Origin of the sequence: Phyllobacterium sp. TAF24, from assembly GCF_052113785.1 — a bacterium.
Classification (GTDB): domain Bacteria; phylum Pseudomonadota; class Alphaproteobacteria; order Rhizobiales; family Rhizobiaceae; genus Phyllobacterium.
The window spans coordinates 86,235-99,320 of record NZ_JBFRDN010000013.1 but is presented as its reverse complement, the minus strand read 5'-3'; the positions used below and the strand labels follow the sequence as shown (position 1 = coordinate 99,320).

The window sequence follows — 13,086 nt, the reverse complement described above, 5'->3', positions numbered from 1 at the left end:
ATTGCAATTGCATCGTCATCACCATTTGGTTTTATAGGACGCTTGGAAGGCATAACCCCAATCGTTATTCAGCGACGCGTTCATCGGACCGTGCTCGGTTTCTTCAAGTGAAGAGAGATAAAGCAGCCCAACGCCCGCACGCAGTTCACCACCCCGCTTGTCAGTGTAGGAAACCTGCGTCTGTAAAATATAAGATTCGCTGCCCGAGAGTTCCCAGCCCGTGGATGTGGCTCTGTCCCAAGTCAGCGCTACGGCGCCGGCAATACTCGGAGTGAACTGATGACCGACGCCGCCGGTAATAGTCCAGCCGTCACGCCAGTGATAGGGATCAGCGGAATCGCCCAGCGGAGATTTGACGCGCAATGCGTCGAACGAACTCCAGCCAGACCAATTCACCGCTCCATAGGCCAGCCAACCGGGCGCTATGCCTGTCTGAACTGTAAAATCAACCTGCTGGGGGAAGGATGCTTCGGCACTTCCCGGTACCGTTGCCGTCGCCGCCGGACTACCCAGCAAAAATCCAGGTACCGTAAAAACTCCGTCGGCGTTGTACTTTGTACCCGAGCGATACATCAGTGAGGTACGAAAAGCGATCTCGGGAATATCGTAAGCTGCACCAAGACGATAGCCGAATTCCTCGCCATTCAAAGTGAGATCAGTGGTGACGCCGGGCATAATATCGGCCCGATTCTCGTATTTGAGATTCTCCCGAAACCCACCACCGAGCAAATAGAAATTGCCCTTTCCAGTGGGAAATTTGAGCGCGCATGTCAGACCAAACTCATCAATCGTAAAATCAGTGTTCCGGGTTCCGTCCAGTTTTGGTATGGGGAAGCTGCCTGCCCCGCCATAGGGCTGAGTATATGTTCCCGCACATGTCAACCGATCGACGATCTTCATTTTCATGGCAAAGGACGGCATCATAAAAGCCGGCGACCAGTTATATCCGACAAGGCCGGGAACCGGATTGGTCTTATATGTGCGCGGCGCATTGACGTAGGTTGCGCCCATACGCAAATTCATATTCCCCTCCTCATAGAGAATATCAATATCTGCATTGCTGCGCGCAAAACCACCGGCTTGCGCTGCAGTGGTGCCTAGCAATAATGTGGCGACGACAAATTTTATTCTTCTTGCATTCATGTCTTGCTTTCCCCAATATGACATGTAATCACATCGTAAACATGATACATATTCAGATTTGGAGTCAAGAGTAAAAACCATGAAGCCGAAAGAGCAAGTCATTCTGCCGTTTCCGGAATCGACAGACGATGACGCGGAAACACGGCGTCGGCCGCAGCAAAAGCGCAGCAAACAGCGTGTTGATGCCATTCTTGAAGCTACCTTCTCCCTCATCGGCGAGAAGGGCATCGACGCTGTTACGATGAAGGAAATTGCAACGAGGATCGGCAGCCCGATCTCGACGCTCTATCAATATTTTCCGAACAAATCGGCGATTCTGGCATCGCTTTATCAGAATTATGCCGTAGAAACGCGCGAAACAATTCTGAACGCGGTCCGGGATTTCAAGAATTTCGATGATATGATGAATATCATTTATGATCTTCTCGATCGGTACTACGAGCGGGTACGGAACAACCCTGCAATTCAGGATTTGCTGAATGCCGTTGTGGCAGACAAAACGTTACACCACATTGATATCGCAGATAGCCGGGACAATGCTGAAATCATTGCCAAGGCATGCGCCGGGATCGTTCAGCCCGAACAATCTGAAATGTTTGATCGCGCCATATTCATGATCGCCCATCTCAACAGCAGCGTCGCGCGGCTGTCACTGGGGGTCGATGACGACGAGGCAAAGCGCGTGCTCGACGACTACAAGCTCCTCGTTCGCATCTACATGAAGCATTTCATGAAAAACGGATAGCGCAACCGGGTTTCCGTGGGGCAGTCTGATGACGGACAAGACATCTATATTTGTTTTTGGTTCCAACCTTGCCGGGCGGCATGGGAAAGGCGCCGCTCTGTTTGCACGCCAAAAACACGGCGCGATTTATGGGCAGGGTACCGGCTTACAGGGTAGCAGCTACGCTATTCCCACAAAGGACCGGAACGTAAAAACACTGCCCTTGGAGGCTATAAGGCCCCATGTCGAAAGGTTTTGCCGGTTCGCAAGGGAACATCCCGATCTGACTTTCCAGCTGACGCCTATCGGCTGTGGCTTGGCTGGATACAAGCCATCGCAGATTGCTCCCATGTTCATCCGCTTGCCTTCCAACGTTGAAATACCGCCGGAGTTTTTGCCGTATCTGAACGACGCTGAATAACTGACATCACGTTTTGAGAATACACATGTCGCGGCGCGAAAGCGTTGGGCGCTGGGGATGGCTTTTGCTGAATAATGGATGGGCAAGAGCGAGGATTGCGAAATAGCATTTAAAGGAGATGAGGGATGCCAAACCAAAGCAACACGATATCTGAAAAACGTACCTGCCTAGGGTTAAAGCGTCTAAAATCAAGTCGCTACCATACATACCTCTTAACCACGGCCTCAACGTCAATATTACTCGGCATGCTGGCTCTGCCGCAAACAGCCGAAGCTGGATGTGACATTCCGCAACCAGGTTCCAATCAGACTGTGACATGCAGCGCATCTGCGCCCAATCCAGACACGTTTGGCGTCGAGGCTCAGGCTGGCAGCACAAACGTCACGGTAAAGATCGAACGTGACGCGATCATCAATGAAACCACCTTTAATCCTGTTTACGTTGTTGGCAATAGCGTGGTGGTCAATGATGGCACCCTTGCATCTATCGGACAGAAAACCAACGGCTCTGGTATTTATGGCAATGCTGGCGGAAACACCTTTACCAACAATGGTAGTATCTCAACGATCGGAGACGACGGTGCAGATGGCATTCAAACCAATGGGGACAACAACGTCGCTATCAACAATGGCAGCATCAACACGGTTGGATCTGATCGCGCTGCAGGCTTGGCAGTGGGCGGAAACAACAATAAGCTTACCAATAACGGCACCATCGTCACTAAAGGCAATAAGTCAGATGGAATTAACGCCAACAGCGGAACTGGCAATACGTTCGTAAACAACGGAAATATTTCCACTGGCGGAATTTTTTCAGATGGCATTTATGGCGTTCAGGGTAAGAACATCCTCACCAACGCAGGAACCATTACCACGACCGGCAATGATTCAGTTGGCTTGGACAGCCTTGCCGGCAGCAATACGCTTAACAATAAGGGCACCATAACAACGTCAGGTTCACGTTCAAATGGCGTGGCTATGGAGGGCGCGGCAAATCAGTTCGTTAACACTGGTGCAATCACCGCCACAGGGGACGCGGGCAACGGCGTTGCGATATTAAGTGATGCTGGTCAAAACAACTCTGTCACAAACTCGGCGGCGGGCAAAATCAACAGTAAGGCTGCGGCGGCTATTCTCGGCGGAGACGGAGCAGATACCGTTGACAATAGTGGTGAGTTGAGGAGCGATGCGGGGACCGCTGTTGATCTCCGTGGCGGGGATGACTCGCTCGTCCTGCATTCATCAACGAAGCTTACCGGCTCTCTTGATGGTGGACTTGGAACAGACACGCTCACTTTCGATGGTTTTTCCCGCACAGGTGGTAACGACATCCTGCAGTGGGAAACGTTCAATCTGACCCATGGTAGCGCGTTTAATCTCACCAGCGATTTGATCATGGGAGACGCTGGCAATCGCAATGGTCAGGTCAACATAGAAGCAGGTAGCCAAATCACTGCCGCCGGAGTTTTTACTATTGGAGGTTCAGTTGCCAATAGCGGTGTTATCCAACTCGGCGATGGAAAAGCCGACAGCCGGCTGACAATTACCGGCAACTACACCGGGAACAGCAGTACGGTCACGCTCGATACATTTCTAGGCAATGATACTTCTGCATCTGATTTATTGCATGTCCAAGGAAACACGGCGGGAACGACATCGCTGAAAGTGGCCAACACTGGCGGCCCCGGCGCGCAAACTGTGGCCGACGGAATCAAGCTCGTTCAAGTTGACGGCACATCAGATGGTCAGTTTTCTCTTGTCGGTGACTACCAAATCCAAGGGCAACAGGCGGTTGTAGCTGGCGCACATGCCTATACTTTATGGCACAATGGCGTTGCTGATCCCAAGGATGGAGACTGGTATCTGCGTTCTCAGCTCCAAAACCCAACACCTCCCGTAGTCCCACCAGTACCACCGGTTCCGCCAGTACCTCCGGTGCCACCGACAACATCCGTCCCGGTCATTCCGCTGTACCAGCCGGGCGTTCCGCTTTACGAGGCCTATGCCCAGACACTTCTGGGTCTGAACGGACTACCGACCTTGCAACAGCGCGTCGGCAACCGGTACTGGATGGGTGCGGGCAATGCGGCGATCGCTCAAGGGGACGGACCGGGCACGCCGGAAGCCGAGCTCCTTCCCTCAAATGGTGGAACGACCCGCGTCGACGGCAGAGGCATCTGGACCCGCATCGAAGCTGCGCATGTAAATGTCGAACCAAAGAATTCGACCAGTGCCACCGATTACAAATACGATGTCTGGAAGCTCCAATCGGGCCTTGATGGGAAACTCTTTGAAAACGATAGCGGCACACTTGTCGGCGGCATCACCGTCCACTATGGCAATGTCTCCGCAGATATTTCGTCCGTCTACGGCAAGGGCAAGATCGACACTGATGGTTATGGTTTCGGCGGTACGCTGACATGGTATGGCCAGAATGGCCTCTATGTGGACGGTCAGGCACAAGCCACGTGGTTCGATAGCGATCTGACCTCCGATACAGCCGCACGGCGCATGACCGATGGCAATAATGGTTTTGGGTATGCATTCAGCCTCGAAGCTGGCAAAYGCATTTCGCTCAATCAGAACTGGACACTGACGCCACAGGCTCAACTCTCCTATTCTGCCGTGGATTTTGATGGTTTCAACGATTCATTCGGTGCACGAATATCGCTGGACAGCGGCGACAGCCTGAAGGGCCGCCTCGGACTTTCTGCCGATTACCAGAATGCCTGGGCGGATAAGTCAGGCAAAATGGTGCGAGCCAATGTGTATGGAATTGCCAACCTCTACTACGAATTCCTCAACGGTACACAGGTCGACGTTTCCGGCACAAAATTTGTCAGCGAGAATGAACGGTTCTGGGGTGGTGTCGGTGCGGGCGGCAGCATCAACTGGGCCGATGACAAGTATTCCATCTATGGCGAAGTTTCTGTGAACACCAGCCTTACCAATTTCGGTGACAGCTACAGTCTCAACGGAACTTCTGGGTTCAGGATTAAATGGTAATACAACTGGCTATGTGAGACTGGCAGTCAATCTCCGAAGCATACTGAAAGCTGCACTTAAACGTTGGCATTCAAACTCCAAGAGCATTAGCCCTTGGAGCTTATCCACGCGCCTGTATGGCAAGAAGCAGATCACTCCACCAAGTACTCCATCATTTTTGTATATTTCTTTGATGCGCGCACAACTGCCGCTTCATATATTTTGACAATAGTCATGATCGAAAGGCTTTAAGATATACTACAGTAACTCAATTATTTATCTTATTTACAACAGATTTTATCGTTTTTCTTGACTGGAAACATGAATGTGTATCAAGTAAATAATATGATCATGTATCACATTAGAACATTGATATAATTGCGAGTATCCCGGATAAGGAGATGCTCCACGGGGAATGAATTACGAGCCTTGTGCTTAGTATTATATCTTGGGAGGACTGAATGGTTCGAGGGAAAAGCGGGTAACTGACAATAATGAGCGAATAAGGGCCTCCATAAATGGTCTTGGCCAGCGCATCAAATCCGCACGGTTAGCGATTGGCTACACGCAGATTCAGCTTGCTCACGTTGCTTGTATATCGTTGTCTAGTCTTGAGAATTTTGAGTATGGCCATAACCGGCCGTCTTTTGAATCCATTCTCGCCTTAAGCGATGCACTGAATGTTTCCCCGAATTATCTGCTCGGTTATGAGGTCATTTAGAGACTTCCCTGCTTAAATGGAAGCAGTTCTGTGTAAGCGGAAATACCGTTAGCTTATCATGCCGTACGTACGGCCCGAAGTGACCCGGATCCAGCACCCCATGACAAAGCCGGTCAGACACGACAGTTTCTGACCGGCTTTATTTAACGCAGATAACTCAGCTCTACCGAACACTGCGGATCTTGTTCACCAGTATGGCGCTCAGCCCGACGATCGCGGCGGCAATCGTATAGAGGGTTCCATAGCCAAATTGCGTAACGAGAAAACCAGCAATCACCGGGGCCAAAGCGTAGGGGCCGGCGATGGCAAAATTGATCACCCCCAAGTCTTTGCCCCTGTCTCCAGCCGATGGCAGTACTTGTGTAATCGTGGCCTGATCCACAGCTATGTAGCAGCCATATCCCAAACCAACGACACCGGCGGAGACCATTATCATGGTCCAGGAGTCCGATACGAGGGCGAATAGAAGTATGCCTGTGGCCTTTATGAGCCCGCCCAAGATGACGAAAGCTTTTCGCCTACCACTGCGGTCGGATAGCCAACCGCACGTAACGCCTGAAATCACCGTGCATAAAGTGTAAATAACGACCAGCAGCACCAGACCATCTTCCGAGCGTTTGCCCGGGAAAAGAAGTTCATAGTGCAGTTTGTCGCGCAAAAAATACAACAGATACAATGTGAACATTGCAGCACCGAGTTGCATAAGAAAACGCGTTATCCAAGCCCAGGCAAAATCGGGGTATTTTTTGGGGCTGATCCAGAAACCGCCAATGAATTCCATCACATTGAAAGGCCGTAGAGCTGATTTTGGCAGGATTGGATCGCGGGATGAAATAACAAAGGATATGGCAAACAACACGAGGATGAACGCAAAGGAATAGTAGGCAGACGAGACTGCAGAGATGAAAAATGCTGCTACCAACGCGCCGATGATCGTGCCGAGAGCGGGAGCACCTCCGATAAAGGCTCCAACAACGGCGCGCTGCTTTACGGGTACATGATCAGGAATTTCCGCCCCCAGGGATGCAAGCATGCCATTGAGGCAGGCAGCGGCGATGCACCAGGCCATAATGAGTTGCCAAATCGCGGTGGCAAACCCCTGAGATGACAAAGCCAGGGCACCGATTATCGCACATCCGACTGTCCACACATGGCGTCTGCCATAGCGCGATGTCGTTCTATCGGACAAGGCTCCGACCAAAGGATTTGCAACGACCGAAGCCAATGCCCCCAGCCCTGAAACCAGCGCGAGCATGGATTCCTTTTGGCCCGGAGCGATCACTTCAATCTGTTGGGGCAGCAATACAGCCATAGACCCGAAGAGGCTGGTGAAAAGGCCAAGATGTGCCAATGTCAATGTGCCGACAAACCGTTTGGATACGGTCTCAACCGGTTCCGAGAGTGCAGTCAGGGGCGCCGCCTCGTTGCTCACCCTCGTCCCAGAAATGGCGTTTTCTATCTGTGTCATAACTGTACCCGCTCTTGGAACTGGAGACTGCATCGCAGCATGCGCCGCGTCCAAGCATGGACGTCAACGTTCATTGCAAAATTACGCGTCGTATAACTGGGCTGAAATTCGTGGCTCCGGAGCCTTAACTCCGGAGCATACCGTCATAGCCTTGATGATCAAAAGTCCATCTGAATGCCGAGCAAGCCGCCGAAGGAGTGGTCTTTGCCAAACCCGCGATTGCTGTCTCCATATGAGGTATAGACAAATTCAGGACCCACCGTCAGATTGGGAACAGGCCGATAGAGCAGGTTCAGGGAAGCGGACGTGGTTCCGGCAGACTCGTAGGCGACCTGCAAATTGACCATCGCTTTGGTCGAGATGAATGAGGAGACCCCTCCCCAGACCGCATAATCTCCGTTCCACTGCGCGAACCAGTTTGGCTTCTTGAAGAAGGTCGGGCCGAATTTGGTTGTGTCGCCATCACTCTGATAGCCGACCATCACAAATGCCGATACGATCTGGTTAAACTTCAGATCCAGACGAACTTTGGCAGCCCATTCTTCCTGTTTGGAGTCGTAACCGGCAACAGCAGAAATACCACCCCATTCCTGCTTGTACTTCAGACCGCCAAGAATATGGGGGGTATAACCATCGATCTCGTAGGGCGTGCTGTCGATGACCGGAGCACCTGTCAGGGGATTAATTCCCACAATCCGATCATATGAGCCTGAACCCTGCTCCGCGCCAATCATCGCCGAGAAACCCTTGCCATTGTCATAGGTGTAGCTGATCTGGTTCGAGTATCCCGACTGATAGTTGATGACGTCGTCAATGACCACGCCTCCAGCGTCGCCGGTCCATGTTCCGAAGATTTCGTCTGCTACACCAATGCGAAAGCCACCCAGTTCAATGTAGGCCGTAAGCTGCTTAAATATGTTGTCGCCGTTCGTGTAGTTGAACTCCGGTTCAATGAAGGACCGCAACGTTCCCAATTCCGTTTCGGTGCGGGCATCAAAGCGGAGCTTGGTCTGATTTCTGACATACCAGGTTTTTAGTTCAGCACCCGTACCAGGATCTTCACCAAAGCCGTGAAGGATTCGGATATAGCCATCAACTTTCAGGCAGGTTTCTGTTCCCGGAATGAAGAAAAAGCCGGCGCCATAAGCGTCACAGACGCGCACATATTCGACGGGCTCGGCCTCAACCGCGTCCGATTTCGACTGTGCTGACGCCATGGAACCAAGGCCCAACAGCATGAGCGAACCGAGAAGGCCGACACCTAGCGGCGACGCGGCTTTACGGAGCTTGGAATTATCTTGTTTGACTGCATGCATTACGAAATCCCCTTTTATTTTTTTAAGCTGCAGCTCTCTCAAAACCATTCGGGCCTGAAAGGTACTGCGCAGGAATGCATTTCAAATCGTGTTGGCCTCTCCTAAAGACCGTCCTGTTTATTTCATCGCCCAGCTTGTCTGGATTTGACGATGACGTTGGGTCGCACAGGTCCCAACAATTGCTTTTGTATTTTGATCCTTCGCCAGTATCCGCCCATCCGAACACAAGCAGGATTTCAATCCCCACAAACATGATTACCAATCATATTAAATTTTATGATATGTAATCATATTTCTGTCAAGCCCAGAAATGCCGAAAACTTGTTGACGGGGTTGTTAAGTCGTTTTGCTGGTATGATACGCAGCGTTTGGTCTGCCGCGCGGACCGCGTGGCGACTTGATTGCTCGCCGCAACCGTCACCACGCAGGATTATTCGCACAATACTCAGGCAAAGACCGGTGGGCGACGATGGGCCCACGGCTTTGCTGCCTCGAGCTCAAAGCCAAGTTCAAACAATGTTCGCTCCTGCCCCATACCGGCGGCAAATTGCATGCCAACAGGCAGATTGTCTTCTGTCCAATGCAAAGGGATGCTTGCAGCAGGTGCCCCAATGTAATTTTGCAGATACGCGCCGTTGATGAAATGCACGGTCCGATCCAAAGCTTCGTCGGCCGAGAGATCACCGGTTATTTCACCCAAGGGAATTGGCGGCGTCAGAAAAACAGGCGATAGAATAAGATCGAACTGTTTCAGCCAGGCCTCATAGATCACCATATTGGCCTGTCGACGCTCGAGAAGCGCCGCTATGTCATCAGAAGTCAGTTTAAGGCCCATCTCACGCAGACCCAGCGTCGTCGTTTCGAACATCGTGGTGTTGGGTTCGACCCCCGTGAGTTGACGGAACATCTCTGTTCCCTCTGCCACTGCTTTGGCGTAACAATCGATGAAGTCTCTGGTCAGAACTTCACCATCGATGGCCCAACTCGTTTCTTCAACATGATGTCCCAGTTCCTGCAGCAGACGACAGGTGTCATCCATGCCGCGTTGAACGTCAGGATGTGCCTTATTGCCGGTGACGCCTCCATTGACAAAACCGATCTTGAGCCGCCGGTTTGCCGGGCCTTCTATTTTGCCGATGGGCGGATGAACCGCGTCGTCCCCTGTTCTCTCGGTTGCAGCAAACATGGTGGCCGAATCCCGGACGCTCCGCGTCAGGCAATGTTTGACAGTAATGTCGATCGGGCCAGAGACAGGCGTCGGCCCCACAAGCCGTCCTTGGCTCGGCTTCAGACCAAACAACCCGCACGCAGAAGCGGGATGACGGATAGAGCCACCCCCATCACTTCCATCCGCGAAAGGCACAATCCCGGCAGCGACCGCAGCACCAGCGCCACCCGAAGAGCCGGATGTACTTACATTCGTATTCCAGGGATTGCGGGTTGGGCCAAACGCCAGGGGTTCAGTGGTCGGGAGGAGACCGAACTCACCTAGCGTTGTTTTTCCGATCACCACCACGCCCAAATTCTCGACTGCCTGGACATAGGGGATGGACGCTTTTGCTGGCGGGAAATTTCTGGTGGCATTGGAACCCATGCGGGTTACCTGCCCCGCATAATCAACCATGTCTTTGATGAGATAAGGTACTCCAGCAAATGGTCCTGATAGTTCTGGTGCTTTAGCCCGCTCGCGCGCTTGGTCAAAACAGGAGGAAACCAGAAAGTTCAATTTTGGCTGCAGCGCTTCAGCCCGAGAAATGGCAGCCTCTACGGCTTCAAGCGCAGTGATATCCCCGCGCTGGATCATTGCCGCCGTTTCTGTTGCATCGGCAATAGGTTCCACCTCACCACCTGTAACGCCGGTTTGGACCGCATCCGTGTTATTAGCTCCGGATGTCTGAAGCAATTCCTGTGTATTCGCAGAACTCATGCAATCTCTCCCTATCTGCCGACGCGGTATCTGATCACTCACAGTGAAAAGACAAAACACAAACGTGATATACTGTCATGTTTGTAAAATGATACGTATTCAGATTTGAAGTCAAGAGCAAATTGTGGAGCTACCCAACCCAAGTTGTGCTCCTCCTCCGTTGACCGCCACAACCCGCGATCAGTTGTTTCGTCGCCGTAAGATTTACGCTTGACATAAAATATGAATGTGTATCATGTTCTAAATATGATTACATGTCATATTGTGGAGGACTTGACATGCAAGCAGACATTTTGCGCACCGCGTTCATCATAACGCGGCCCGGACGCTTCGATTTTTTCGACATTCCATTGTGCGGTCAGCTCCCCGCAGGCTGCGCAAACTTCCCCCCGCGTCCAAACACYCGTGGAGGCTCCCTCAGCCCACACGAGGGATGCCGGGGGAAGCCATATTTGGATGACCACGCATAGGTCACTTTTCAAGAGGGGCGTCTAACAACGCCAAACCGCGGGGAAAGCGCGGGCACGGGCCTGCCAGCGGAACAGTAATCGCCCCGCCGCAATGGACCTTGTCCAAACGGCAACAATTGGGAGAACGTTAAATGGATCGAATCTGGACCAAGCAGTATCCAGCCGGAGTGCCTGCTGAAGTCGATATCCACCAATATTCATCTGTCGTCGACTTGTTTGAAGCAGGCTTTGAAAAACATCGCGGCAAACAGGCTTATGTGCTGGCCGACAAGGCATTGACCTATGGAGATATAGACCGCTTCTCGCTTGACCTTGCTGTATATTTGCAGGCGCTGGGTCTGCGATATGGGGATCGTGTCGCGATCATGCTGCCCAATGTGCTGCAATACCCGATAGCGACCGCTGCAATCCTGCGGGCTGGTTTTATCATTGTAAACGTCAATCCGCTTTATACGCCTCGAGAACTTGAGCACCAGCTAAAGGATTCAGGCGCCAATACAATCATCGTTCTCGAACAGTTTGCAGGGACACTGGAGCAAATCGTCAAGAACACGGCGATCAAGAACGTTGTGCTTGCGGGACAGGGAGACCTATTTGAAACTTCCGACGCTGGAGATACCAATCGGCTGGTCGGGCATCCCGGATTGCCCAATCTGGTTCGCTTCAACAAGGCTGTGGCAATCGGGCATCTTGGTACTCTCGTCAAACCGCAGACCGGCCCTGATGATATCGCTGTTCTGCAATATACCGGTGGCACAACTGGGGTTTCGAAAGGTGCTGTCCTGCAGCACCGCGCGATTATTGCAAGTGCCCTGATCCATGATGCATGGCTGGAAGCCGGCTTTACCAAAGAGGATAATTCAGAACAGAGAACCGTTCTCTGTGCACTGCCGCTTTATCATATTTTCGCATTTATCATGTGTGGAATGCTCGCAATGCGATGGGGCAGTTTGAATGTCCTTATTCCCAATGCCCGGGATATCCCGGCCGTGGTCAAGGAAATTTCCCGACACAAAGTTCATTGCATCCCAGGTATAAATACATTCTTCAAAGCCCTGATCAATGACCCCAATTTTGCTGATGTGGATTTTACAAACCTGCAGCTATCCATCGCTGGAGGAATGGCAGCCGATCAGGCAGTGGCCCGGAAATGGCTGGAGGTTACCGGTTGTCCGATCACCGAGGGATATGGACTGTCGGAAACTACATGTGCCGTTGTCTGCAACGTGGTTGATAGCAAACACTTCACCGGTACAATTGGTGTTCCGGTCCCAAATGTCGACGTGAAGTTGATTGACGATAATGGCGACGATGTTACAGCTGGCGAAACGGGCGAAATCGCCATTAGAAGCCCACAATTGCTGGCTGGATACTTTAACCGCCCGGAGGAAACCAAGGCAGCAATGACTGCCGACGGTTTTTTCAAATCCGGTGATATCGGCTCAATGGACGAGCATGGCTACATCAAGATCGTCGACCGGAAGAAAGATATGATTTTGGTATCCGGCTTCAATGTCTTTCCAAGCGAAATTGAGAGTGTGGCACTGCTCCACCCGGCCATACGGGATTGCGCCGTCGTTGGGATACCGGACGAACGCTCAAGTGAAGCCGTCGTTCTCTTTGCCGTTCGCAGCGATCCGGCACTGACTGAAGATGAACTCAGATCCTTCTGCGCCCGAAACCTCACTGGCTACAAGCGCCCCAAATACATTCAGTTCTGCACAGACTTGCCGTTGTCCAACGTGGGGAAGGTTTTACGCCGCCAGCTGCGCGACGAAGCAGTGAGCAGAATGCAGGACAGCGCCTCGGAATTATCCCGATCGGCCTGAAGCAATTCAACGACCTCACATCGTTTCAAGAGCAAAAAATCGTGGAACGGACGATGCGAGGTGTCAAACTCAAATGGGAACCT

At 51.9% G+C, this 13,086-nt stretch carries 9 protein-coding genes; 5 read left to right on the top strand and 4 right to left on the bottom strand.

Features of this window, described 5'->3' with window-relative positions:
- Positions 1-18 precede the first annotated feature (18 nt).
- A complete protein-coding gene (locus tag AB4Y96_RS13290) occupies positions 19-1,245 on the bottom strand; it encodes an OmpP1/FadL family transporter (RefSeq protein ID WP_441917939.1) in 1,227 nt (408 codons plus the stop codon).
- Between AB4Y96_RS13290 and AB4Y96_RS13285 the strand changes: the two genes are divergently transcribed.
- From AB4Y96_RS13285 to AB4Y96_RS13270, 4 genes are all read left to right on the top strand, one after another.
- Positions 1,223-1,888 (top strand): TetR family transcriptional regulator, encoded by a 666-nt coding sequence (locus AB4Y96_RS13285; protein ID WP_441917937.1) that lies wholly within the window; start codon positions 1,223-1,225, stop codon positions 1,886-1,888. The genes AB4Y96_RS13290 and AB4Y96_RS13285 overlap by 23 nt on opposite strands.
- Positions 1,889-1,916: 28 nt before the next feature.
- On the top strand, positions 1,917-2,288 hold the full coding sequence (locus AB4Y96_RS13280) for an A1S_2505 family phage non-structural protein (protein ID WP_441917935.1): 372 nt from the start codon (positions 1,917-1,919) through the stop codon (positions 2,286-2,288).
- A gap of 125 nt (positions 2,289-2,413) precedes the next feature.
- Positions 2,414-5,293: an autotransporter family protein gene (locus AB4Y96_RS13275; RefSeq protein ID WP_441917933.1), complete on the top strand. Its 2,880-nt coding sequence runs from the start codon at positions 2,414-2,416 to the stop codon at positions 5,291-5,293.
- 427 nt (positions 5,294-5,720) lie between these two features.
- The gene (locus AB4Y96_RS13270; protein ID WP_441917931.1) at positions 5,721-5,993 is read left to right on the top strand and encodes a helix-turn-helix domain-containing protein; all 273 of its coding nucleotides are present in this window, start codon (positions 5,721-5,723) and stop codon (positions 5,991-5,993) included.
- Between the two features lie 163 nt (positions 5,994-6,156).
- Here the strand turns inward: AB4Y96_RS13270 and AB4Y96_RS13265 are convergent, their stop codons facing one another.
- The 3 genes from AB4Y96_RS13265 to AB4Y96_RS13255 form a co-directional block, all read right to left on the bottom strand.
- Positions 6,157-7,461: an MFS transporter gene (locus AB4Y96_RS13265; protein ID WP_441917929.1), complete on the bottom strand. Its 1,305-nt coding sequence runs from the start codon at positions 7,459-7,461 to the stop codon at positions 6,157-6,159.
- A gap of 158 nt (positions 7,462-7,619) precedes the next feature.
- Positions 7,620-8,777 carry a porin gene (locus AB4Y96_RS13260; RefSeq protein WP_441917928.1) on the bottom strand — a complete coding sequence of 386 codons (1,158 nt, stop codon included), beginning with the start codon at positions 8,775-8,777 and terminating at the stop codon, positions 7,620-7,622.
- A 445-nt stretch (positions 8,778-9,222) separates the two neighbouring features.
- Entirely contained in the window at positions 9,223-10,704 is a 1,482-nt protein-coding gene (locus AB4Y96_RS13255; RefSeq protein ID WP_441917926.1) for an amidase family protein, read from the bottom strand.
- A 601-nt stretch (positions 10,705-11,305) separates the two neighbouring features.
- On the opposite strand from AB4Y96_RS13255, the gene AB4Y96_RS13250 reads away from it, so the two are divergent.
- The gene (locus AB4Y96_RS13250; protein ID WP_441917924.1) at positions 11,306-13,003 is read left to right on the top strand and encodes an AMP-binding protein; all 1,698 of its coding nucleotides are present in this window, start codon (positions 11,306-11,308) and stop codon (positions 13,001-13,003) included.
- Positions 13,004-13,086: the final 83 nt, after the last annotated feature.